General features: G+C 69.9%; 14 protein-coding genes and 1 tRNA gene. 6 read left to right on the top strand and 9 right to left on the bottom strand.

Annotation, left to right across the window (positions count from 1 at the left end):
• Window positions 1-42: 42 nt before the first annotated feature.
• The 5 genes from KTN05_RS09935 to KTN05_RS09915 all read right to left on the bottom strand — a co-directional run bounded on the left by KTN05_RS09935 (window position 43) and on the right by KTN05_RS09915 (window position 4,714).
• Window positions 43-138: a DUF2474 family protein gene (locus KTN05_RS09935; protein ID WP_217329238.1), complete on the bottom strand. Its 96-nt coding sequence runs from the start codon at window positions 136-138 to the stop codon at window positions 43-45.
• A complete protein-coding gene (cydB, locus tag KTN05_RS09930; protein WP_305799902.1) occupies window positions 138-1,142 on the bottom strand; it encodes a cytochrome d ubiquinol oxidase subunit II in 1,005 nt (334 codons plus the stop codon). The genes KTN05_RS09935 and cydB overlap by 1 nt, the downstream gene beginning before the upstream one ends.
• Window positions 1,139-2,554: a cytochrome ubiquinol oxidase subunit I gene (locus tag KTN05_RS09925; protein ID WP_305799900.1), complete on the bottom strand. Its 1,416-nt coding sequence runs from the start codon at window positions 2,552-2,554 to the stop codon at window positions 1,139-1,141. Before KTN05_RS09925 ends, cydB begins: the two co-directional genes overlap by 4 nt.
• A gap of 82 nt (window positions 2,555-2,636) precedes the next feature.
• Complete coding sequence (locus tag KTN05_RS09920; protein WP_217329236.1) at window positions 2,637-3,560, bottom strand: SDR family oxidoreductase; 924 nt, start codon at window positions 3,558-3,560, stop codon at window positions 2,637-2,639.
• Window positions 3,561-3,646: 86 nt separating this feature from the next.
• Entirely contained in the window at window positions 3,647-4,714 is a 1,068-nt protein-coding gene (locus KTN05_RS09915) for an AI-2E family transporter (RefSeq protein ID WP_217329235.1), read from the bottom strand.
• Window positions 4,715-4,866: 152 nt separating this feature from the next.
• On the opposite strand from KTN05_RS09915, the gene KTN05_RS09910 reads away from it, so the two are divergent.
• Window positions 4,867-5,436, top strand: a complete 570-nt coding sequence (locus tag KTN05_RS09910; RefSeq protein WP_217329234.1) for a sugar O-acetyltransferase — start codon at window positions 4,867-4,869, stop codon at window positions 5,434-5,436.
• A 48-nt stretch (window positions 5,437-5,484) separates the two neighbouring features.
• Here the strand turns inward: KTN05_RS09910 and KTN05_RS09905 are convergent.
• Window positions 5,485-5,569 (bottom strand) — tRNA-Leu (locus KTN05_RS09905).
• Between the two features lie 161 nt (window positions 5,570-5,730).
• Between KTN05_RS09905 and KTN05_RS09900 the strand changes: the two genes are divergently transcribed.
• From KTN05_RS09900 to KTN05_RS09880, 5 genes are all read left to right on the top strand, one after another.
• Window positions 5,731-6,726: a complex I NDUFA9 subunit family protein gene (locus KTN05_RS09900; RefSeq protein WP_217329233.1), complete on the top strand. Its 996-nt coding sequence runs from the start codon at window positions 5,731-5,733 to the stop codon at window positions 6,724-6,726.
• Between the two features lies 1 nt (window position 6,727).
• Entirely contained in the window at window positions 6,728-7,531 is an 804-nt protein-coding gene (locus KTN05_RS09895; RefSeq protein WP_217329232.1) for an undecaprenyl-diphosphate phosphatase, read from the top strand.
• Between the two features lie 381 nt (window positions 7,532-7,912).
• Entirely contained in the window at window positions 7,913-8,746 is an 834-nt protein-coding gene (locus KTN05_RS09890; protein ID WP_217329231.1) for a glycosyltransferase family 2 protein, read from the top strand.
• Window positions 8,747-9,264: 518 nt separating this feature from the next.
• Entirely contained in the window at window positions 9,265-9,954 is a 690-nt protein-coding gene (locus KTN05_RS09885) for a sugar transferase (RefSeq protein ID WP_217329230.1), read from the top strand.
• A 439-nt stretch (window positions 9,955-10,393) separates the two neighbouring features.
• Window positions 10,394-11,605, top strand: coding sequence for a glycosyltransferase family 4 protein (locus KTN05_RS09880; RefSeq protein ID WP_217329229.1), 1,212 nt, complete (start codon window positions 10,394-10,396; stop codon window positions 11,603-11,605).
• A 9-nt stretch (window positions 11,606-11,614) separates the two neighbouring features.
• Here KTN05_RS09880 and KTN05_RS09875 read toward each other — a convergent pair whose 3' ends face one another.
• From KTN05_RS09875 to KTN05_RS09865, 3 genes are read right to left on the bottom strand one after another with little or no spacing between them, the layout of a single operon-like run.
• A complete protein-coding gene (locus tag KTN05_RS09875; RefSeq protein ID WP_217329228.1) occupies window positions 11,615-16,258 on the bottom strand; it encodes a MupA/Atu3671 family FMN-dependent luciferase-like monooxygenase in 4,644 nt (1,547 codons plus the stop codon).
• Between the two features lie 7 nt (window positions 16,259-16,265).
• Window positions 16,266-17,207 carry a glycosyltransferase family 2 protein gene (locus KTN05_RS09870; protein WP_217329227.1) on the bottom strand — a complete coding sequence of 314 codons (942 nt, stop codon included), beginning with the start codon at window positions 17,205-17,207 and terminating at the stop codon, window positions 16,266-16,268.
• Window position 17,208: 1 nt separating this feature from the next.
• Window positions 17,209-23,616 carry an SDR family NAD(P)-dependent oxidoreductase gene (locus tag KTN05_RS09865; protein ID WP_371823328.1) on the bottom strand — a complete coding sequence of 2,136 codons (6,408 nt, stop codon included), beginning with the start codon at window positions 23,614-23,616 and terminating at the stop codon, window positions 17,209-17,211.
• Window positions 23,617-23,716: the final 100 nt, after the last annotated feature.

Below are 23,716 nucleotides of genomic sequence, written 5' to 3'. Positions count from 1 at the left end.
CCCGGGGGAACGCCCGGAACGGGCGTGGGGGCAGCGCCCCCTTCAGCCGATCCACAGCCGCAGCAACGCCGCGACGGCGTAAACGGCCAGCACGCCGCCCAGATACAGGATCACGAACCAGCCCAGCTTGCGGCCCATCAGTGATACCCCGCATCGGCCCCGACCTTGCCGCGGAACACCCAGTAGGAATAGCCGGTATAGACGAGGATCACGGGGATCAGCAGGATCACTCCGGTCATGAAGAACACCTGGCTCTTTTCCGGGGCGGCGGCCTCCCAGATGGTCAGGGTGCCGGGAACGATGTCGGGATAGATCGAGACGCCCAGCCCGGCGAAACACAGCGCGAAGAGCGCCAGCGACAGGAAGAACGGCCAGCGGTCCCGCCGCGCGGCAAGGGTCCGCAGCAAAGCAAGCCAGACCAGCGCCACCAGCAGCGGCACCAGCCCGGTGACGGCGATGGTCGGCCACTCGAACCAGCGCTGCCAGTACTGCCCCAGCAGGAACGGCGTCGCCAGACTGACAGCCACGATGGCCGCCAGCGTTGCGAAAACCAGCTTGCGGGCCCAGGCGTAGGCGTCGTCGCGCAGATGCCCCTCGGTCTTGGCGATCAGCCAGCAGGCGCCGAGCAGCATGTAGGCGATGCAGACGCTGATCCCGCACAGGACCGAGAACGGCGTCAACCAGTCGCACCAGCCGCCGCCATAGGCACCATCCACGACCGTCACCCCTTGCAACACCGTTCCCAGCGCGACCCCCTGCATGAAGGACGCCACCACCGAGCCGAGCACGAAGCCCCGGTCCCACCAGTGCTGGCGGCGCTGGCTGCGGAATCGGAACTCGAACGCCACGCCCCGGAACACCAGCCCCAGCAGCATCGCGATGATCGGGACGTAAAGCGCCGGCAGCAGGATCGCATAGGCCTGCGGGAACCCGGCGAGGACCGCGCCGCCGCCGAGCACCAGCCATGTCTCGTTCCCGTCCCAGACCGGGGCGATGGTGTTGACCATGGTGTCACGGTCGCCCGGCCGCGCGAAGGGGAACAGGATCGCAAGACCGAGGTCGAACCCGTCCATCACCACGTAAAGGAACACCGCGAAGGCGACGGTGAAGGCCATGATCGTGGGCAGGTCGAGGATCATCAGCGCAGCTCCGGTCCCGAGGTGGCGGCGGCGGCCCCGCCGGGCATGATCCCGGCGGCGTGCTGGGGCTGGCCGCGGAGCGGGCCGCGCTCGTGGTCATGGGGCGGGCGGGCCATCATCCGCAGCATGTAGATCGTGCCCGCCGCGAAGATCAGCGTATAGACGACGACGAACGCCATCAGCGACGTGCCCACCGCCGGCGCCGCGACCGGAGAGGCCGCGTCCGCCGTCCGCAGCATGCCATAGACGACCCAGGGCTGGCGGCCGACCTCGGTCGTGACCCAGCCGGCCAGCACGGCGACGAAGCCCGCCGGGCCCATCGCCAGCGCCGCCCGATGCAGCCAGCGCGATTCGTGAAGCGTGCCGCGCAGCCGCGCGATCCCGCTCCACAGCCCCACCGTCAGCATCAGGAAGCCGATCCCGACCATGATGCGGAAGGACCAGAACACGACCGGCACCGGCGGCCAGTCCTCGCGCGGCACCGTATCCAGCCCCGGCATGGCCGCGTTCAGGTCATGCTGGAGGATCAGCGAGCCGAGCTTGGGGATGGACAGGCCGTAATCCATCCGGCCTTCCTCCATGTTGGGCAGACCGAACAGGTAAAGGGGGGCGCCGCCCGCGTGGCTCTCGAAATGCCCCTCCATCGCCATGATCTTGATGGGCTGGTGTTCCAGCGTGTTCAGCCCGTGCTGGTCGCCGGCGAAGATCTGGATCGGCGCGACCAGCAGCAGCATCCACATCGCCATCGAGAACATGATCCGGCTTTCCCCCTGCGCGCGGCGGCGCAGCATGTGCCAGGCGGCCGCCGCGCCGACCACCAGCGCCGTGGTCAGGTAGGCGGCGATCACCATGTGGACGAGGCGATAGGGGAACGAGGGATTGAAGATGATCGCCCACCAGTCGCCGGGGACGATGCGCCCGTCCGGATCGACGAGGTGGCCCTGCGGGGTCTGCATCCAGCTGTTGACCGCCAGGATCCAGAAGGCCGACAGCAGCGTGCCGACCGCGACGGCATAGGTCGCGAAGGCGTGCAGGCCCTTGCCCACCTTGTCGGTGCCGAACAGCATCACCCCGAGGAACCCGGCCTCCAGAAAGAACGCCGTCATCACCTCGTAGGCCATCAGCGGCCCGACCACCGGCCCCGCGACATCGCTGAACACCGACCAGTTGGTGCCGAACTGGTAGGTCATCACGATGCCGGACACCACGCCCATGCCGAAGGCCACGGAAAAGACCCGCATCCAGTATTTCAGCAGGTTGTGATAGATTTCGCGGCTGGTGATCAGCCACATCGTCTCCAGCACGGCGAGGAAGCTGGCAAGGCCGATGGTGAAGGCCGGAAACACGATGTGGAATGACATCGTGAAGGCGAACTGCAATCTGGCAAGCAGAACGGCGTCGAACTGGTCCAGCATGGTCCCCTCACGGGCCGCGGAGTCGCCCCTTCAGTGGGCATCATGGCGGGCCGGTTGTCCAGCCCGCCATGCGCTTCGGGGATCAGCCGGTGCCGCTGCCGCCGGTCGCGGCATAGACCTCGCCGGTGATGTAGCTCGCCTCGTCGCTGGCCAGCAGGACGTAGATCGGCGCGATCTCGACCGGCTGGCCCGCGCGGCCCAGCGGGCTGTCCGATCCGAATTGCGGCAGATCCTTCTTGGGCTGCCCGCCCGAGACCTGGATCGGCGTCCAGAACGGGCCGGGCGCCACCGCGTTCACGCGGATGCCCTTGGGGGCGAGCTGCTTGGCCAGCGCCTGCGCGAAGGCCTTTTCCGCCGCCTTGGTCATCGCGTAGTCGAGAAGGTTCTTCGACGGCGAGAACGCGTTCACCGACGAGGTGACGATGATCGACGCGCCCTTCTTCAACTGCGGCAGGATCTGCTGGGTGATCCAGAAATGCGCGTAGATGTTGGTCTTCATGGTGTCGTCGAACTGCTTGGACGTGATGTCCTCGATCGACTCCTGCGCCTGCTGCATCCCGGCGTTCAGCACCAGCACCTCAAGCCCGCCGAGCTGCTTCACCGCGTCGTCCGCAACCTTGCGGGCCGCGTTCTCGTCCTTCAGGTCGGCAGGCAGCGCGACGGCGTTGCGGCCCTCGGCCTCGATCAGCTTGATGACGGTCTGCGCGTCGCTTTCGTCGTTGGGGTGGTAGGCGATCGCCACATCCGCGCCCTCACGCGCGAAGGCGATGGCGGCGGCCCGGCCGATGCCGCTGTCGCCGCCGGTGACCAGCGCGCGCTTGCCCTTGAGCCTGCCGTTGCCCTTGTAGCTTTTCTCGCCGTGATCGGGCAGCGGGTCCATCTTTTCCGCAAGGCCCGGCCAGGACTGCTGCTTGTCCGAATACGGGTTCAGCGGCAGGTCCGGGTCGTCCAGCGAGCCGGCGCGGTAGGGCGGGATGACGGGATCGGTTTTTTCTTTCGATGACATGGGAGGCAGCCTTTCGGACAGCGTGTGACCCTGCCCAACGCCGCACCCTGCTGGGCGTTCCGTCCGTGTTCCGTTCCGCGCCCCGTTCAGGGGCGGCGGGCGAGCGCCCGCTTCTGCCGCCGCAGCCGCAGCAGCCAGGCGGTATCGACATAGCGCACCACCACCCCCAGCGCCGCCCCGAACGGAACCGCCAGCAGCAGCCCGGCAAAGCCGAACAGCGCCCCGCCCGAAGCCAGCGCCAGCAGCATCCAGACCGGATGCAGCTTGACCGAATCGCCGACGATGCGGGGGGTGATGACATTCCCCTCGACCATCTGGCCCAGGATGAAGACGAAAGCGACCAACGCGATCATCCACCAGTTGCCCCAGAACTGCACCAGCGCGACCCCGGTCGCGAGTCCGAAACCCGAGATCGAGCCGAGATAGGGGATGAAATTCAGCAGCCCCGAGGCGATGCCGATCAGCAGCCCGTAATTCAGCCCCAGCGTCATCAGCACGGTCGAATAGAACGTGGCGAGCAGCGCGCCGACGATGATCTGGCCGCGCACGAACCCGGTCAGCACGCCGTCGATGTCTCGGGCCAGATGCCGGATCAGCGGCGCCCACTTGGGCGGCAGCCGCCGGTCCACCCCCGCCACCAGCCGGTCCCAGTCGTAGAGCAGGTAGATCGTCACCGTCAGCGTGGCGATGAACAGCACCCCGACCGCCAGCGCGCTGATGACGGTGCTGAGCGTGCCGCCCAGCATCGCCAGCGCGCTCATCCGCAGCCGCTCGGTCAGGTCCGAGAGGATCTGGCGCAGGAAGCCGCCATCCTCCATCAGCTCGGGGAACCGGGCCATCAGCCGGTCGAAGCCGCCCCGGACGGCGTTCGGCAGGGCCTCGACCAGCTGCCGCAACTGGCCGATGAGCGTCGGCAGCAGCAGCAGCACCGCCGCCGTCATCAGCGAGATCAGGACGATGGCGATGATCGCCACCGCGCTCGCGCGGCTGAAGCGCAGCCGCTCCAGCCGATCGGCGAGCGGGTCGAGGAAATAGGCCAGCGCCGCCCCCAGCACGAAGGGCAGCAGGATCGTGCCGAGCTGGCGCAGAAACAGCACGGCGATCGTGATGCCGGCAATCCAGATCAATACGTTGCGATTCAGGATGACCAGCATGCGTGCCCCGAAATGATGCGGGGCATTGTTGCCGCGCCCCTTCCCTCGGCGCAAGCACGGGCTGGCCCGGCGGGCCGCCGCTCACGCAGGTTTCAGGGGCCGGACGGCGGCCGGGGGCGTTGACGGGGCGATTGCATGGAAAGGTGGCAGAGATGACGACCGAATACGACCGGATGGTGGCAGGCCAATCCTACGATCCCGCGGACCCGCAGCTTGTCGCCATGCGGACCGAGGCGCAGCGGCTGATGCGCCTTCACGCGGCGACGATCAAGGGCGAGGACCAGTCGATGCTGGGCGAGCTGCTCGGCACCTGGAGCGAGGCCCGCATCCGCCCGCCCTTCCACGTCGATTACGGACGCAACATCCATTTCGGGCAAGGCTGCTTCGTCAACTACGGCTGCGTGTTCCTGGACGTGGCGCCGGTCCGCATCGGGGACCGCACGCAGATCGGCCCGCTGGTGCAGATCCTGACCGCCGACCACCCGCGGGAGGCGGCCGAACGGGCGGCGGGGCTGGAAAGCGGACGGGCGATCACGATCGGCGCCGATGTCTGGATCGGCGGCGGCGTGATCGTCCTGCCCGGGGTGACGGTCGGGGACGGCGCGACCTTGGGGGCGGGCGCGGTCGTCACCCGCGACGTGCCCGCCGGGGCGACGGTCGGCGGCAACCCGGCGCGGGTGATCGGCGGGCGCGAAGCGGGAAGCGTGAAAAAGGGAGCGTGAGAAGCAAAAACCCCCGGCAGCTTTCGCTGTCGGGGGTCTTGGGTCGCATGGTGCCCAGAAGAGGACTCGAACCTCCACGCCTTGCGGCACACGGACCTGAACCGTGCGCGTCTACCAATTCCGCCACCTGGGCCGGTTGCGTGAGGCGGGGATTTAGAGACAGCCGCGACCGCTGTCAACAGGGTCTGTCGCGGAATCTTGTCCCTTTCACGTCGCGCCGCCGCAGCTTGAGTCCGCCGCCGCCCTTCGCTATCAGCGGAAGCGGCATCCATACGGCAACCGAGGGGCGCACCCATGTCGAAACTGGTCACCATCTATGGCGGCTCCGGCTTTCTGGGCCGCCAGATCGCCAGGATCATGGCCGCCGATGGCTGGCGCGTCCGCGTCGCCGTGCGCCGCCCGAACGAGGCGCTGGCGGTCCGCACCTATGGCGGGGTCGGCCAGGTTCAGCCGGTGCCGTGCAACGTCCGCGACGACCTGTCCGTGACCGCCGCGATGGCCGGCGCCGATGCCGTCATCAACTGCGTCGGCATCCTCGTCCGCGTCGGCAAGAACACCTTCGAAAGCATCCATGTCGAGGCCGCCGGGCGGATCGCCCGCATCTCGGCCGAGATGGGCATCCCGCGGCTGGTGCATATCTCGGCGCTCGGGGCCGACCCCGAAAGTGATTCCCGCTATGCGGTCACCAAGGCGCGGGGCGAAAGCGCGGTGCTGGAGGCGCGGCCCGACGCGGCGATCCTGCGCCCTTCGGTGATGTTCGGGCCTGACGACAACTTCTACAACAAGCTGGGCGGGCTGACCCGGTTCAAGCTGTTCATGTTCGTGCCCGGCGCGGACACCCGGATGCAGCCGGTCTTCGTCGATGACGTCGCCCGCGTCGCCGCGATGTGCGCGGGCGGCACGGCGCCCGGCGGCATCTATGAGCTGGGCGGGCCGAACGTCATGACCATGCGCGAGATTGCCCGGCAGGTGCTGACCGTCACCGGCCGCCGCCGCGCCATCGTCGGCGTGCCGAACTTCATGGCCGGGGCGGCGGGCGGAATGCTCGACGCGGCGCAATGGATGACCGGCGGGCTGGTGACGAACCGCGTCATGACCCGCGACCAGGCCCGCACGCTGCGCCACCACAACGTCGCCACGCGCGAGCCGGGCAAGGTCCTGGGGTTCGAGGATCTGGGCATCGCGCCCAAGGCGGCCGCGGCGGTGATCCCGGATTATCTGTGGCGCTTCCGCCCTTCGGGGCAATACGACGTCATCAAGGACTCGGCCAAGTCGCTGCGCGACGTCTGAGATGGCCCCAGATACCATAATCGCCGCCTTCCTCGGCATCCTGGAGGGGCTGACCGAGTTCATCCCGGTCTCCTCCACCGGCCACATCCTGCTTGCGGGGCATTTCCTCGGGTTCGATTCGCCCGGCCGGGCGTTCGAGGTGATGATCCAGCTTGGCGCGATCCTCGCCATCCTCGGGGTCTATTCGGGGCGGCTGTGGCGCATCTTCTCGTCCGCCCCGCATGATCCCCGCGCGCGGCGCTTTGTCCTTGCCGTGCTGATCGCCTTCCTGCCCGCCGTCGTCGTGGGCGTGGCCGCGCATCCGATCATCAAGGGCGTGCTGTTCGAGACCCCGATCCTGATCGCGGTGATGCTGATCCTCGGCGGGATCGTGCTGCTGTTCGTGGACCGCATGGCGACCGATCCGCGCTATCACGAGGCCGAGGATATCCCCCTGACCAGCGCGGCGGGGATCGGCGTCGTGCAGTGCCTCGCCATGATCCCCGGCGTCTCGCGCTCGGGCGCGACCATCGTGGGCGCGCTGCTGATGGGCGCGAGCAAGCGCGCTGCGGCCGAGTTCAGCTTCTTCCTGTCGATGCCGACGATGATCGGCGCCTTCGCCTACGACCTCTACAAGAACCGCAGCATCCTCGACGCGGCGGCGCTGGGGAATGTCGCGATCGGCTTCGTCTTCGCCTTCATCACCGCGATTTTCGTCGTGCGCGGGCTGCTGGATTACGTCTCGGCCAAGGGCTACGGGTTTTTCGCCTGGTGGCGGATCGTCATCGGCACCCTCGCCCTGATCGCGCTGGTGGCCGGTTACTGAGCGAAGCGGGCCGAGAGCGGCGGCGCTGCACACTTGCGGTTGTGCATTTGGATGCGCAATTCACGCCATAATTGCGAACATTGCGCAGCCGGGGCCATCCGCATATCTTGCAGATAGAATTACGCGTCGGGGCGCTTGGCCGAAGAGCACGGGCCCGAATACGCCGCGGTTTGCATTTTTGCCGACATGAAACGAAACCGCCGCCGATTTCCCGGTTTGCAGCGGCGGGCCCAAACCGCCATGATAGCGTCGTGCCGAAATCCACGCCGCTGACCTCATGACCTTACCCGCCCCTCCGCCCGCCAACGCGGCGATCACCCCGCAAAGCCGAGCGGTGCCAGGACATCCGCGAATTTCCCCGCTTGCGGCAGGCCGCACCAGATGAGCCCTCCCCCCCTTAGCATCATCATCCCGGCCTGCAACGAAGAGGCGCGGATCGGCGCCTGTCTGGCGGCGCTTCTGTCGCAGGACGCTCCGGGCGCGCATCTTCAGGTCATCGTCGTGCCGAACGGCTGCCGCGACGACACCGCCGGGGCGGCGCGGCGACATGCCGGGGCCTTCGCCGCCCGTGGATGGGCGCTGGAGGTGCTGGAGCGGCCGCAGGGCGGCAAGATCGGCGCCCTCAACGCGGCGGACGCGCAAGCGGTCCATCCCGCGCGGCTTTATCTCGACGCGGATATCGTCTGCGGGCCGGGGCTGATACGCGGACTGCTCGCCGCGCTGGACCGGCCCGATCCGGTCTATGCAGGGGCGCGGCTGGCGGTCGCCCCACCGCGCTCGGCGGTCTCGCGCCGCTATGCCCGGTTCTGGCAAAGGCTGCCGTTCCTGACGCGGGGCGTATCGGGCGCAGGGCTCTTTGCCGTGAACGCCGCGGGCCGGCAGCGTTGGGGCGAGTTTCCCGCGATCATCGCCGACGATGCCTTCGTGCGCGGCCTGTTTGCCCCACGCGAGCGGGTGCTGGTCGATGCCGCCTATTCCTGGCCGATCAGCGAGGGGTTCGGCGCGCTGGTGCGCGTCCGCGGCCGGCAGGACGACGGGATGCGGGAACTGGCACGGCTCTACCCGGCGTTGATGGAGAACTTCGACGACCGCCCCGGACGGGCCGAGCTGCGGCGCGTCGCGGCCGCCGATCCGGTGGGTTTCGCGACCTACGTCACCGTCAGCCTCGCCACCCGGCTGCGGCGCAAGCGCGGCGTGTGGGCGCGATCACGTTGAGCGTGAAGGCCCGCGGGGCGGCCCGCAGGGGCTTTCCGGCCGGGCCCGGCCGGGACTGACAGACAGGGTTGACGGCTTTTGCGCCGCAGCGTGTCCGGCGGCTCACATCTGCCGGGGGCGCTCCCCACGCAGCCGTGGGACGGGAGAGGGCAACAGGCAAAGCCCCGCCGATGGCGCGAATCACCGGCACAAACTGCTTGCATTAGTGATTCGCGAATTCTCCATTTTCCCGCACAAGTAGATCAATTCTTCCGGCAATTACCGCGTTACACGAAGCGACATTCTCGCCTGAGGGGCGTCATTCCCGATTCACTCTCTTCATGGTTGTTAATGCATAGGCAACCTGCCCTTATTGGCAGGTCCGGAGCAGGAATTTATCCTTCCGCAGCGTAATGGTAAAATTATACTGTTCTTAACGCGGCCGCTGGTCCTAAGCTGATCCACGGGAGCGTTAAAACGAAGCTGCCAGGTTAGTTGGTTTTTTAGTAAAACTTGCGGTAGAAGGGGAGCCGCATTGCATGTTTACCCACGTAGAACTTCCTGCCCGTTCTGACGATCCGCAACTGTCCCGCGTCCCGCTGAACAGGGCGTCCCCCCTGACGGGCGTTTATCGCCACGCGGGAAAGCGCATTCTGGATCTGTCGCTGGTCCTTGCAGCGGCGCCGTTCGTAATTCTGATCGTGGCGATCCTCGCCGTGATCGTGGCGTGCGACGGCTCGCGCCCCTTCTATGTTCAGAAGCGCGTGGGCCGGAACGGCCGGATCTTCCGGCTTTGGAAGCTGCGCAGCATGGTGCCGGATGCCGACCGGCACCTGGTGAGGTATCTTGCCGCGAATCCGGCCGCGAAGGCGGAATGGGACACGACCCAGAAGCTGCGCCGCGACCCCCGGATCACCCGCTTCGGCCACTTCCTGCGCCGCAGCTCGCTGGACGAGCTGCCGCAACTGCTGAATGTGGTCCTGGGCGACATGAGCCTCGTCGGCCCCCGGCCGATGATGGTCGAGCAGCGCTCAATGTATCCGGGAACCGACTATTTCCTTATGCGCCCCGGCCTGACAGGGCTGTGGCAGGTGGCCGAGCGGAACGGCACGACCTTCGCCGCCCGCGCGCGATACGATGCCGAATACAGCGCCACGCTTTCGCTTCGCACCGACCTGCATACGCTCTGGCGGACGTTCGCCGTGGTAAGGAAGGGGACTGGCGTCTGACCAGCCGGGCTGCGGGTCCAACCGATCCTCCGGCGGCATCGCAGCCCGTTCGTCGTGGTCGGGGGACATTGCGTACAGCATCGCGAGCGCCAGCAGGACCACGGCGCCCGTCACCACATAAGCGGCAAAGCCCCACCAGAAACCGGCAAACCAGCCGGTGACCAATGCGGACAGGGCCGCACATCCCACAGAGATCAGAATAGCCGACGCGGACACGGCACACCTCTTGTCAAGAGTCGCAATGACTCTTTCGTGAAGTCTAGCCCCCCGCCCGCCGTATAGATAGCTTTAGGCTTACTCTCAACGTCTGAATTGGCGGTTCGTTGCCGATGATATGCGAAAAATTTGAACTATTCGCGCCGCTCCGCTTCGAAATCCGGCGTCTGGACTTTGCCCCAGGGCCCCGCCAATCTGCCGCCGCCGCTTCAGGAGAGTGCCGATGACGTCCCGCGACCAGCCAGCGATCGGCTACGTCGTCAACACCTATCCCCGTCCTTCGCACAGCTTCATCCGGCGCGAGATCCGCGCGCTGGAGCAGGCCGGCTGGACCGTTCACCGCTTCGCCATGCGCGGGGATGCGGGTGCCCTTGTCGATCCCGACGACCGCGCCGAACACGCGCGGACGGAACGCGTGCTGGAAACCGGGGCCGCCGGGCTGGGCGGCGCCTTCGCCCGCGCGGCGATGCGGGCGCCCAAGGCGGCGCGGGCGGTGCTGCGGGCAGCAAAGCACGGCGGTCCCCGGCAGTTGATCTACGTGGCCGAGGCCGCGCGCGTGGCCGAACGCGCCCGTTCCCTGGGGATCGCCCATCTGCACGCCCATTTCGGCACCAATTCGGCCGATGTGGCGCGCTATGCCGCCGCCCTCGCCGGGATCGGCTACAGCTTCACCGCTCATGGCCCCGAAGAGTTCGACGCCCCCCGCGCCCTGCGTTTGGGCGACAAGCTGGCCGATGCGCGGTTCACCGTCGCGATCAGCCATTACGGCCGCAGCCAGCTCTGCCGCTGGGTCGAGCACCGCCACTGGGACCGGATTCACGTCGTCCATTGCGGGATCGAGCCGTCTCGCTTTCCTTCGCCCCCCCCCATGCCCGGCGGCCCGCTGCGCCTGGTGGCGATCGGACGGTTTGCCGAGCAGAAGGGCTATCTCGCGCTGCTGCCGGCGCTGGCCGCCGCGCGGCGCCGCGCGGATATCCGGCTGACGCTGGTGGGCGACGGCGAGCTCCGCCCCGAGATCGAGGCGCTGATCGTCAGCCACGACCTTGGCGATGCCGTGACGCTGACCGGCTGGCTGGACGAGGCGGGCGTGCGGGCGGCGCTGGCGGCCAGTCACGCGCTGGTGCTGCCCAGCTTTGCCGAGGGGCTTCCCATGGTCGTCATGGAGGCGATGGCGCAGGGCCGCCCCGCGCTCGCCACCGCCATCGCCGGGGTGCCGGAGCTGGTGCTGCCCGGCAAAACCGGCTGGCTGGTTCCCGCCGGGGACGAGCGGGGGCTGACGGGCGCCATGCTGTCGGTTGCCGACACGCCCGTCAGCCGGCTGGCCGAAATGGGCCTTGCCGGGCGGGAAAGGGTGCTTGCCCGTCACGATGTGGCGATTGAGGCGGCGAAGCTCGGCAGGCTGTTCCGCGCCGCGTGCAACGGCGCGGATAGCTGAGCCCAGCCCCTACCGTTCGCGCCCCTGCTGGCGCAGGGCGCGCCGGCGGGCCATCGCATCGACCTGCGACGGTGGCGGTGCGGCTGGCGAAATCTCGGCCGCTGCCGCCACCGTCGCGAGGGTCGGAGCGGCGGCGGCGCCCGGTCTTGCGCCCTTGCCACCGACATGCGCGGCGAAATCGGCCAGCACCGGAAAGCGGAACATGTCGGTGATCGAGAGCCGCGGCAGGTCCAGATCGGCCTTGAGCGTCCGATGCACCTGCACCGCCAGCAGCGAATGGCCGCCGAGCGCGAAGAAGTTGTCGCGCGGCGTCACCCGCTCCAGCCCCAGCGCGCGGGCCCAGATCGCGGCCACCGCGGCCTCGAACTCCACCGGCTCGCGCATCGGCGCGGGACCGTCGGTCGGGGCGGCGGGACGCGGAACGGGCTCGGCGCGCGGCTGGGGCGCGGTCGCCGCAGGCAGGTCCATCCGCGCCAGCATCTTGCGGTCGATCTTGCGGTTCGGGGTCAGCGGCAGCTCCGGCAGGATGACGACGCGGGCCGGCACCATCACCTCGGGCAGCACGGCCCGCAGCGCGACCCGCAGCCCGGCGGCATCCAGATCCGCCGCGCCCGTGGCAAAGGCGACCAGCGCCGTGCCGCCGTGCGCATCGGTGCGAGCGACGGCAACCGCCTCGCGCACGCCGGGCTCGGCTTCCAGCCGCGCCTCAATCTCGCCCAACTCGATCCGGTGGCCGCGCAGCTTGACCTGGCTGTCGATGCGGCCCAAGAACTCCAGCCCGCCATCCTCGGTCCAGCGGACCAGATCGCCGGTCCGATACATCCGGCCGTCCGGCGCGAAGGGATCGGGGCGGAAGGCGGCGCCGGTCAGGTCGTCGCGGTTCCAGTAGCCGCGCACGACTCCCTCGCCGCCGATCCACAGCTCGCCTGCGACACCCGGCGGCATCAGGCGCCCCCCCTCGTCCAGCACATAAAGCCGCGTGTTGGCGATCGGACGGCCCAGCGTCACCCGCCCGTCCGCGTCGGCCAGATCGGCGGTGGTGGACCAGATCGTCGTCTCGGTCGGGCCATACATGTTGACGATGCGGGCGCGGGTCAGGCCCCGCAACTCGACCAGCAGCGCGGGCGGCAGCGCCTCGCCGCCCAGCATCAGCACCTGAAGGCCGCCGATGGCGCGGGCGGCGTTCGGGTCGGCGACCAGCAGCCGCGCCATGCTGGGGGTGCATTGCAGATGCGTCACGCCATGCCGCCGGATCTGCGCGGCGATGGAAAAATCGTCGCGCGCCGGGCCCGCCGCCGCGTTGACGCGGGCCAGCACCTCGGCCAGCGGCCGCAGCGCGTCCAGCACGGTCGCGGTCGGGATGCCGTAGTCGATCAGGCAGGCGATCTCGCCCACGCCGATGTCGTGCAACTCGGCCACGCGGGCCAGCGCGTCGTCGATGGTGCCGAAGAGGCCGCTGTCGTTGAAATACCGCAGGAAGGCGAACTCCAGAATGCCCTCCAGCTCGTCCTCGGTCAGCGTGCTGAGGTCGATGGCCATCGGGTCGCTGACCCCAGCCGGTTTCTTGAAGGCCGGGAAAGCCCAGGCATATTGCTTCACCAGCCCGGCGGCGGCGCGCAGATAGTCCTTCATCGGCCCGCGCGCGATCTCCATCGCCTGATCGCGGCTGTCGGCGAGGAAGGTGTGCAGCATCAGCGTGACGGTGAAATCCGCCGGATCGTGCCCCGCCTCGCGCAGCGCGGCGTGGTATTCGGTGATCCGCTGCCTCACGTCCGCGATGCTCTGCCCCAGGAGGTGGGTCAGGACGTTTGCGCCGTGCCGCCCCGCCTCGGCCCAGGTCGCGGGGTTGCCGGCGACCGTGACCCAGATCGGCACCTCTTTCGAGACCGGGCGCGGCTGCGTCACCACGCCGAACATGCCGCCATTCGCGGTCGGGAAGTCCACCTTCTCGCCCCGCCAGAGGCGGCGCACCTGATCGATGGCCACGAACATCGCCGTCTTGTTGGCGGGCGGCGTGTTCTCGGGCCGCAGCACGAAGTCGTCCGGCTGCCAGCCCGAGGCGATGGCGAGCCCCGCCCGCCCGTTCGTCAGGTTGTCGATGACCGCCCATTCCTCCGCGATCCGCGCCGGGTGGTGCAGCGGCGCGACGCAGCTTCCCGCCCGCACGGCAAGGTTCTTCGTCACCGCCGCCAGCGCTGCGCCGGTGACGGAGGGGTTCGGATAGGGGCCGCCGAAGGCATGGAAATGCCGCTCGGGCGTCCATACGGCGGTGAAGCCGTGGGCATCGGCGAAACGCGCGCCTTCCAGCAGCAGGTCGTATTTGCGCGGCCCCACCCCGTCGTCGTTGCCCCAGTAATAGAGGCTGAAGTCCATGCCCCCGCCCTGCCCGTCGCCGCCGACCGCCGCCTTCATGGCGTCGCCGGCCAGAACCACGGTCAGGCCGCGCGAGAGGGTCCAGAAGATTTCCAGCACCGAGATGTCGAAGGACAGGCTTGTGACCGCCAGCCAGACATCGCCTTGGGCATGGGGGATGCGCTCGTCCATGCCCGCGAAGAAGTTGGCGACGTTGCGGTGTTCGATCATCACCCCCTTGGGGGTCCCGGTAGAGCCGGAGGTGTAGATGAGATAGGCGAGATCCTCGCCGCTCGCCCAGTCCTGCGGGGCGGTTGCGGGCTGTGCCGCGATCGACGGATCGTCCAACGTCAGCACCCGCCCGGCTTGGGCGGGAAGCGCATCCGCCAGCGCCGCATCGGACAGGATCACCGCCGCCCCGGAATCCGAGATGTAATGCGCGATCCGGTCCGCCGGATAGGCCGGGTCCAGCGGCACATAGGCCCCTCCCGCCTTGAGGATGCCGAGCGCCCCGGCGACCATGTCCGGCCCGCGCTGCGCAAAAAGGCCCACCGGCCGATCCGGCCCGACGCCCAGCGCCATCAGCGCATGGGCGATCCGGTTGGCGCGGGCGTCGAGTTCGGCGTAGCTGAGCCGCCGATCCTCGAAGATCAGGGCCGTCGCGTCCGGCGTCTTCGCCGCCTGCGCCGCGAAGGCCGCGTGCATGGTGATGTCGTCGAATGGCCGCGCCGTGTCGTTCCACGGGCCGAGGATGCGGGCGCGGTCCTCGTCGGTCACAAGCTCGGCGGCCCGCAGCGGCGCATCCGAGGGCGCCGCCGACAGCCGCGCCATCAGCCGGGCGATCCCGGCGACCGTGCGCGCCGGCAGGCGAGCCGCGTCGAAGGCCAGCGTCAGCCGGTCCGTGGCGCCCTCGGGCAGGCGCAGCGTCAGCCCGCGCGGTCCCTCGGCCGCGTCGTGACTTGCGACGGACGCGAGCGGGCGCTGCATCCCCGCAAGCTCCGGCGCCCGCAGCGGCAGGTCGGCGAGCCATCCCGCCCCGTCCAGATCAGCCCGCGCCGCCGCGATCTGCGCGGACAGGCCGTCCAGCGTCAGCCCGGCATCCTCCAGATCGGCGTGCAGCGGCACCCAGTCGGCCACATAGCCCGCAGCCTCCGCCGGAACCGGGACCGCCAAGGCGAGGTCATGCGCCTGAAGATCGGCGGCGCGGCCCAAAGCGGCGGCGAACAGCGCCACCGCCGCGTCGGGCGACACCGGCCGGGGCAGCGCCACATGGGTTTCCTGCGCGTGGGCCGGGCCATCGGAAGGCAGTAGTTCCAGCACCGCAGGGGTCATGGCGATCAGGCGCTGGCGCCAGAACCCCTCGCGCGGCGCGGCCTCCGCTACAGCAGCATTGAGCGCCTGCGCCTCGTCTTCCGTCAGCGGCGGCAGGTGCCGGCCGGGCGAGAGCGACGGCGCGCCCTCGCGCCCGTCCGCGGGCGACAGCGCATCCAGCCGGACCGCGCCGCCCCCGCAGGCGACGATCACCCCGTCGCCGTCGCGGGCGAGGATCGTGCCGGGGGCGCCCTGCCCCTCCGCCGCCTCGATCGCCCCGACGGCCATGACGCGCCCGTCCAGCGCGATCTTGGACGTCAGCAGCGGGTTGGCATAAAGGCCGTGATCCAGCCCGCGCACCAGCGCGATCAGCTCATCCGCCGGACGGGTGAAGTCCAGCCGTCCCGCCGCCTGCGGGCGCTTTGCCCGCTCGAACAGGGTTCGCTGCGACAGATCCTGCGCGGTGCCCGGCGCGCCCGCTTCCAGCAGCTCCAGCAGTTCACCGAAACTGTCCAGCCCCGCCTCCCACGCCTTGGCGTTCAGGGTCAGGGCGGTGTCCTCGGGGTCGATGGCGAAGTCGCGCCGCGCCAGCACCCGGCCCTCGTCGATGCCCCCCTCGATCCGGTGCCAGCTGATGCCGTGCGTGGTCTCGCCCGCCATCCGCGCCCAGGCGGGGGCGTTCAGCCCTGCATAGCGCGGCAGCGGGCCATCGTGGAAGTTCACCGCGCCCTTGCGGGCCAGCGCCAGCACCGCATCCGGCACCACATTCAGGTTGGCGATGCTGAGCACCCAGTCCACCGCCGCCCCGGACAGCCCGCCATTCCGCAGCGCGGAAGGGGCGTGGAGGGGTATCCCCGCCTCGCGCGCCCAGGCGGCGGTGCCGGGATGTCGGGTCACGACGGCGGCGATGCGGTGGCCGCGGGCGAGCGCCAGCGCGCCGCATTCGCGGGTCAGGGATTCGTTGCCGATCAACAGCAGGTCGAGGGACATGGGAAGGCTACCTCTTGCGGGGGCGGGCGAAGCCGTGCCGGGCGATGGCACGCATGTGGCCGGTTGCGGGGCCGTCCTGCCGCCGCTCGATCCGGCAGCGCAGACGGAACAGCGCCGCGCCCGCGATATGGGCGAGATTGGCGGCGGTGGCCCAGACCGGGCCAAGGCTCTTGCGGAGGTAATGCTGGCGCGAGTCGAACCAGTAATCGGGCGGCCGGGCCATGTCCTTGAGGCCGGTGCTGCCCGAGGCGACATGCGCCACCACGCTTGCCGGGACGTAATGGGTGGGCCAGCCCGCTTTCGCGGCGCGGCGGCAGAGGTCCGTTTCCTCGAAATACAGAAAGAACGTCTCGTCGAAGCCGCCGATCCGGTCCAGCATCGCGCGGCGCATCATCAGGCTGGCGCCGCAGGTCCAGTCCACCGGCCCCGCGACATCCGGCGTCGGGCCCGCGACGATCCAGCGCCGCAACAGCTTGCTGACCGGCCCGGTCTTGCTCGCCCCCTCGAACTCGCTTGCGACCGATGGAAAGCGGAACGCGGTTTCGTGCAGCACCCCGTCGGTGCCGACGATCCGGCTGCCTGCCAGCCCGACCTTGGCGTTGGTGTCGAGATGATCGCGCAGCAGTCTGATCGCATCCGGCTCGGGGAAGGCGTCGGAGTTGAGCAGATAGACGTAATCCGGCACCCGCCCGTCCGGCAGCGCGTCGAACATGGCGAAGTTGTTGCCCGCGCCGAAGCCGCCATTGCGGCCCGACTGGGCGACCTTCACGCGGTCCAGCGGCGCCGCGTATTCGCTCAACCGCTCGAAACTGCCGTCGCCCGAGTCGTTGTCCACGACGGTTATCATGCCGTCCACGCCCGCCATCGCGGCAAGGGCGTGGTCCAGCGAGCGCATCGTCATGTCGGCCGTGCGCCAGTTCAGGATGATGGTGTGAACCGTTCCGGCCATCTCAGGCGGCCCCCCTCAGCGGCTCGGCATCCGCATCCACCGCCGCAAGCTGCTGCGCGATCCGCGCGGCGAGGATGCGGACCGACGGCTCCAGCACCATCGAGTCGTGATCTCCCGGCACTTCCGACACCTGCAACTGCGGCAGCCACGGCGACCACTGGTTGTCCTCGAACACATATTCCCGCGCCGTGCTGACCCATTGCCCGCCCGACACCTTCCAGCGCCGGTCGAGCCGCGGGCGATACAGCGTCACCGGCCCGTCCCATTGCCGCAGATCGAACCCCGGCAGCGAGGCGAGGAAGGCCGCATGGATCGCGTCGTTGTGGAAGCTCTGGTTGCCGACCTGCGACGGGGCGTTCGCCCGCCGCCGCAGCTCGCGCTGCCATTCGCGGCGCTTGCGCAGGTATTCGCCGACGAAGGCACCCTTCTGTTCGCGCATCTCGCCCAGGCGGATCAGCAGCCGGTCGCGGCGGCCGAGCGCCGGGCGCATGGGCAGCGGCGTGTCCAGCAGGACGAGTTGCCCCACCTGCTCGCCCGCCGCCTCCAGTTGCAGCGCGATCTCCAGCGCGGTCAGCCCGCCGCCGGAAAAGCCACCGACCAGCCACGGTCCCTGCGGCTGCACCTGCCGCATCTCGGCGATGCAGCTGGCGGCGGCCTCGGCGAAACTGTCATGCGGTGCGTCCTGGCCATAAAGCCCGCGCGCCTGAAGGCCGTAGACCGGGCGATCCGCCGAGAGGCGCTGCGCCAGCGAGCGCAGGTTCAGGACGTTCCCGAACATCCCCGCGACGATGAAGAACGGCAGCCCGCCGCCGGGCGGCCCCGCGTTCATCGGCACCAGATGGGTGAAGCGCGAGGTTGGCGCGGCCGAAACCAGGCGCGGGCCGGAGGGCGCCTCGTTCCCGCCCGCCGCCGGGTCGATGCCCGTTTCCGCGACGATCCGTTCCGCGAGCCTGGCGATGGTCGGCGCCTCGAACAGAGTCGAGATCGGCAGGTCGGCGCCATAGTTGCGGCGGATCATGGCGAACAGCCGCACCGCCAGCAGCGAATGGCCGCCGAGGTCGAAGAAGCTGTCCTCGACCCCAACCGCCTGCACACCCAGAAGCTCGCGCCAGTAACCGGCGATGGCGCGTTCCAGATCGTTCCTCGGCTCGACCATCTCCGTGTCGAGATCGGGCCGCTCGAACGCCGCGCCTTCCGCCGTGCGGGCACTCGCCGCCGCGTCCGCTTCGGCGATCAGCGCGCCCAGATCCATGCTGGAGACGCCGACGACCAGCCGCCCGGAAGCCAGCGCCCGGCGCAGCGCCTCGGGGCCCTGCGCGCGCGGGATGCCCTGCGACAGCGCGCGGGCAAGACGCCGCCGCCCCGGATCGCTTTCCGCCTCCAGCGCGGGGTCGCGGACAAGCTGGCCCGCGCCTGCCGCCTCAAAGCCATGCTCCAGGCGGCGCAGGGTCAGCCCCTCGGCCTCGACCAGCACCTCGCCATCCGGGGCGGCGATGGTGATGTCGAAGCGGGCAAAGCCGTCATCGGCGCGGTTACGGTCGGCGTTGCGGACCCAGCTGACGACCTCGGCCGGCAGCGGCGCGCGCACGGTCACGCGGCCATAGGAGACCGGCACCCAGACGGTCTGCGGAGACCAGCCGTCGATCAGTTCCATCGCCCAGCCGGTGGCGATGTCCATCAGCGCCGGATGCAGCAGCCATCCGTCGTCCAGATCGCCGCGCGCGGCATCGGGCAGCACCAGCCGGGCCAGCCCCTCGCCATCGCCGAAGCGATAGCTGCGCAGGACCCGCCAGCGGGGGCCGAAGTCCAGCACCTCTTCCTGAGCGGAGCGGATCGGGTGGCCCCGGTCGGCGACCTCGCGCGGCATCCGCGCGGCCAGCGCCGCCGGATCGAGCCGCGCTTGCGCCCCCGCATCCGCGCCGGTGATCCGGCCCGTGGCGGTCCGCAGCCGCACCCCGTCCTCGCCCGTCGCGGCGAGGATGTCGAAGCGCCGCCCCCCGGCCTCCGGCGTCAGCGTGGCCCGCAGCCCCCGCGATTGCCCGCCCGCGACCGAGAAGGGGCTGAGGAAGGTCACATCCTCCAGCGCATAGGGCATCCGCCCGCCACCCGCCGCGACGGCTTGCGCGGCGATTTCCAGCACACCGGTCCCCGGCAGCAGCGCCCCGCCGCCACGCAGGCGGTGTTCGTCGATCACCCAGTCATCGGTGGACAGCGCGCCGTCGAAGCTGGCCGCGCCCGCCGCCTCGCAGCGGCTGCGCAGCAGCGGCGCGCCCGCGACCTCGCTGCGCGCGCCCTCGCCCGATCCGGCAAGCGCGGCGGCCGCCATGCCGGTATCGGCCCAGATGCCCCAGTCCACCGCGACGGTCCGGCCGAAAGCGGCCGGCTGCGCGGCGGCGACGGCGTTCAGGTATTCATTCGCGGCGACGTAATCGACCTGCCCCGCCGGCGCGATCGCCGCGCTGGTCGAGGAGAACAGCACCGTCAGCCCCAGCGGCCGAGCGGCAAAGACGTCCAGCAGCGCGCGGGTGCCGTGCAGCTTGGCGGCGAACACCTCCTCGACGCTGCGTTCGGTCTTGGTCAGCAGCGGCCCGTCGTCGACCTGCCCGGCGGCGTGCAGCAGCACTTGCACCGGGCCAAGGCGGCGCTCGACCTCGGCGACGGCGGCGGCGAGCGATTCGCGGTCGGCAACGTCGCCCGCAACCGTCACGACCTCGGCCCCCGCCTCGCGCAGCGCCTTCACCGCCTTCAGCCGGGCGGAGCGGGCCGAGGCAGGCGCAGCGGCGATCAGCCCCTCCCACTCCGCTTCCGGCGGCAGGGGCGAGCGGGCGAGCAGCGCCAGCCTCGCGCCCCGGCGGCGGGCAAGGTCCGCCCCGAGAGTCAGACCGATCCCGCCAAGACCGCCGGTGATCAGCACCACCGCGCCCTCGGGCACGTCGCCCGCCGCGCCACCCTCCAGCGGCGCGGGAACCCACGAGCGGGCGAAGCGGCGGCCGCCGCGCCAGGCGGCGACGCGCGGGCCTTCACCGGCCAGCAGATCCTCGACCAGCCGGTCGGCGCGATCCTCGATTCCCGTCCGCAGCCCCGCGGGCAGTTCGACATCCACCAGACGCGCCGACAGCCATTCCATCTCGCGCGGCCCGACCCCGACTGGGCCGAGCGCGAGGGCGTTCTCCGGGAACGGCACCGCCTCGTCAGCCACCCCCAGCGCGCCGGTGGTGACGGTGACGAGCCGCATCGCCTGCTCGGCCCCCGCATCCGCCAGCGCCTGCAGCAGATAGAGCAAGCTGTAGAATCCCTGCTCCAAGTGCCGGTGGAACAGGCTCGACCCGGCCCGCGCCACGCGCTGCGGATCGGCCAGCCACAGATGCGCGACCCTGTCCGGCAGGCGGTTCTGCAGCATCAGCGCGGCGACCAGCATGTCCACGTCGCGCCGCCCAAGCTCGGGCGAGATCTGGAAGCGATCCGCGCCCAGTTCGGCGTAGCCGTCGCCCGCGACGACCTCGATCACGTCCTGATCCAGCGCCCGCAGCCGGGCCACGACCGCATCGCCAAGGCCGCTGTCATCCAAGAACACCAGCCAGCTTGCGCGCTGCGGCGCGACCGGGCGGCCATCCGGGCCGATCTCCACGTCCGGGGCGCTCTGCCGCCAGGCGGGACGCCAGCCCCAGTCGGCCAGATCCTCGCGCCGCATCGGCGGCTCGGCAACATCCTCGACGCGCGGGGCGGCAGGCTCGATGAAATAGCAGCGCTGCTGGAAGGCGTAGGTCGGCAGCGGCAGGCGGTTCCGCGCCGCCTCGCCCCACAGCGGTGCCCAGTCCACCGGAACGCCGGTGGCCCAGAGCCGCCCGAGCGCGGTCACGAACCATTCGTCGTCGGCAATCGCATGGTCGCGGTGGCGCAGGGCGCTGACGACCCGGTTCGCGGCGATGCCGTTGGCCTGTGACAGCGCGCTCATCGCGCGGCCCGGTCCCATTTCCACGATCACGCGCGTCGGATCGTCCTTCAGCGTGGCGGCGCAGGCGGCGAAATCGACGGTGCCGCGCAGATGGGCGAGCCAGTATTCCGGGTCCGTCGCCTGCTCGGCCGTCAGCCACGTCCCCGTGCGGTTCGAAACGACCGGGATCGACGGCGGCGAAAGCCGGATCGACCGCAGGAATCCGCGCCATTCGTCCAGAATGGGCTCCAGCATCCGGGAATGGGCGGCGATGTCGATGGCGATGCGCTGGCACTCGATCCCGCGCCCCGTGAGCGAGGCTTGCAGCGCGTCCAGCCGGTCCTTGGGCCCCGACACGACGCTGAGCGACGGCCCGTTGATCGCGGCAAGGTCCAGCCCATCGCCCGCCTCGGCCATCGCCTCGGCGGCGGGCAGCGAGACGCTGAGCATGCCGCCCGCCGGCACCCGGTCGAACAGCTGCCCGCGCAGCAGCACCAGCCGGATCGCATCCTCGAACGAGAACACGCCCGCGAGACAGGCGGCGGTGTTTTCCCCCATCGAATGCCCGCCAAGGGCCGAAGGCTGGACGCCCCATGACATGAACAGCCGTGCCAGCGCGTATTCGGTGATGAACAGCAGCGGCAACTGGGCGGACGGCCTGGTCAGGGCGGCATCGGCCGCGGCCTCCTCGCCCGGCTCGGGCAGCCACAGCTCGCGGGGATCGTCGCCGGTCAGCCCGGCCAGAATCTCCAGCCCCTTGTCCATCCAGTCGCGGAACTCGGGCTCGGTGGCGTATAGATCGCGGGCCATGCCGGCATATTGCGCCCCGCCGCCGGGGAAGAGAAAGGCGACCGAAGGCCCCCCCGGCACGGCGTCGTGGTTGAGGACGCGGCGGCTGTCCGCGGATTCCAGCAGTTCCGCCGCCTCGGCCGCGTCGCGGGCGACCAGCACCCGGCGCTTGTCGAAATGGCGGCGGCCTTCCTTCAGCGTCCATGCGACGTCGGCAAGGTTCGCGTCCGGGTTGGCGCGCAGCCATGCGGCGAGCGCGCCGCCGTTCCCATCCAGCGCCGCGCGGCTGCGGCCCGACAGGACCAGCAGCTGGAACGGCCAATCGGAGTCCCCGCTTTCAGGCGCAGGCGGCGCGGCCTCGATCACCGCATGGGCGTTGGTGCCGCCCACCCCCAGCGAGTTCACCCCGGCCCGCCGTGGCCTGCTGCGGGCGGGAAACGGCGTCAGGCGGTCGTTGACCGCGAAGGGCGAGTTCTCGAAGTCGATGACGGGATTCGGCGCCTCGTAGCCGAGGCTCGGCGGCATTTCCCCGTGATGCAGCGACAGCGCGACCTTGATGAGGCTGACGCCCCCCGCCGCCGTGTCCAGATGGCCGATATTGGTCTTGACCGAGCCGATCCGCGCCTGAGCCTCGCCCCGCGCGGTGCGGGCGAAGGCGTCGGTCAGCGCCGCGACCTCGATCGGATCGCCCAAGGCCGTGCCGGTGCCGTGGCATTCGACATAGTCGATGCCGTCGCCGCCGATCCCTGCCGCGTGATGCGCCTCGACGATGGCCTGCGCCTGCCCGCCGACGCTGGGGGCGAGATAGCCGGCCTTGTCGGCCCCGTCGTTGTTGACCGCCGTGCCCTTGATGACCGCCCAGATATGGTCGCGGTCGCGCACCGCATCCTCCAGCCGCCGCAGCAGCACGACCGCCGCGCCGCTGCCGAAGACAGTGCCCTGCGCGCGGTGGTCGAAGGCGTGGCAATGGCCGTCGGGGGACAGGATCTCGTTCGGATGATAGACATAGCCGCGCCCGTGCGGCAGCTCGATGGTGACGCCCCCGGCCAGCGCCGCGTCGCATTCGCCGTTCAGCAGCGACTGGCAGGCCTGATGCACCGCCACCAGCGAGGTCGAACACGCCGTCTGCACGTTGACCGACGGTCCGCGCAGGTCGAAGACATGGCTGACGCGGGTGGACAGGAAATCCTTGTCGTTGCCGGTATGGCGCAGCAGGAACGCGCCGGTCCCGTCCACCAGATCGCGGTTCGACATCACGTTGAAATAGAAATAGCTGCCCATCCCGCAGCCGCCGAAGACGCCGGTCGCGCCAAGGCTTTCCGGCGTGTGGCCCGCATCCTCGATCGCCTGCCAGCAGCACTCCAGGAACTTGCGGTGCTGCGGGTCCATGATCGCGGCGTCCTTGGGGCTGAGCCCGAAGAACTCGGCGTCGAAACCGTCGAAGCCTTCCAGCATGGCGGCGGCGGGGACATAGCGCGGGTCGGCCATCCGCGCCGCCGATTCGCCGCGCTCGCGCAACTGCTCGGGCGACGGGCGGGAGATCGATTCGACCCCGCCGCGCAGGTTGTCCCAGAAATCCGCAGGGTTGAGCGCACCCGGCACCTGCAACGCCATCCCGACGATGCAGATATCCCCTACGGAGTTGTGGAGTTCAGGGTGATCGGAGAGAGAATCAACAGAGGTCACGCAACATACCAGGTAAAAATGATAGGCGGAAATCAGCCTACGCGCTTACCGTAGCCTCGTCGGGGCACACCCGCCAAGGCCTACATTTAGACAACTATCG

The organism is Paracoccus sp. Z118 (assembly GCF_019061185.1).
GTDB lineage: Bacteria > Pseudomonadota > Alphaproteobacteria > Rhodobacterales > Rhodobacteraceae > Paracoccus.
Note: the sequence above shows the minus strand (reverse complement) of the source record. Positions and strands in the feature narration are given on the sequence as shown.

Excerpts from the sequence above, each read along its gene's own strand:
- KTN05_RS09870 (WP_217329227.1), bottom strand. The coding sequence starts at position 17,207 with ATGGCCGGAACGGTTCACACCATCATCCTGAACTGGCGCACGGCCGAC.
- KTN05_RS09875 (WP_217329228.1), bottom strand. The coding sequence starts at position 16,258 with ATGTCCCTCGACCTGCTGTTGATCGGCAACGAATCCCTGACCCGCGAA.
- KTN05_RS09910 (WP_217329234.1), top strand. The coding sequence starts at position 4,867 with ATGACGACCGAATACGACCGGATGGTGGCAGGCCAATCCTACGATCCC.
- KTN05_RS09935 (WP_217329238.1), bottom strand. The coding sequence starts at position 138 with ATGGGCCGCAAGCTGGGCTGGTTCGTGATCCTGTATCTGGGCGGCGTG.
- KTN05_RS09880 (WP_217329229.1), top strand. The coding sequence starts at position 10,394 with ATGACGTCCCGCGACCAGCCAGCGATCGGCTACGTCGTCAACACCTAT.
- KTN05_RS09900 (WP_217329233.1), top strand. The coding sequence starts at position 5,731 with ATGTCGAAACTGGTCACCATCTATGGCGGCTCCGGCTTTCTGGGCCGC.
- KTN05_RS09925 (WP_305799900.1), bottom strand. The coding sequence starts at position 2,554 with ATGCTGGACCAGTTCGACGCCGTTCTGCTTGCCAGATTGCAGTTCGCC.
- KTN05_RS09890 (WP_217329231.1), top strand. The coding sequence starts at position 7,913 with ATGAGCCCTCCCCCCCTTAGCATCATCATCCCGGCCTGCAACGAAGAG.
- KTN05_RS09915 (WP_217329235.1), bottom strand. The coding sequence starts at position 4,714 with ATGCTGGTCATCCTGAATCGCAACGTATTGATCTGGATTGCCGGCATC.
- KTN05_RS09895 (WP_217329232.1), top strand. The coding sequence starts at position 6,728 with ATGGCCCCAGATACCATAATCGCCGCCTTCCTCGGCATCCTGGAGGGG.
- KTN05_RS09885 (WP_217329230.1), top strand. The coding sequence starts at position 9,265 with ATGTTTACCCACGTAGAACTTCCTGCCCGTTCTGACGATCCGCAACTG.
- KTN05_RS09920 (WP_217329236.1), bottom strand. The coding sequence starts at position 3,560 with ATGTCATCGAAAGAAAAAACCGATCCCGTCATCCCGCCCTACCGCGCC.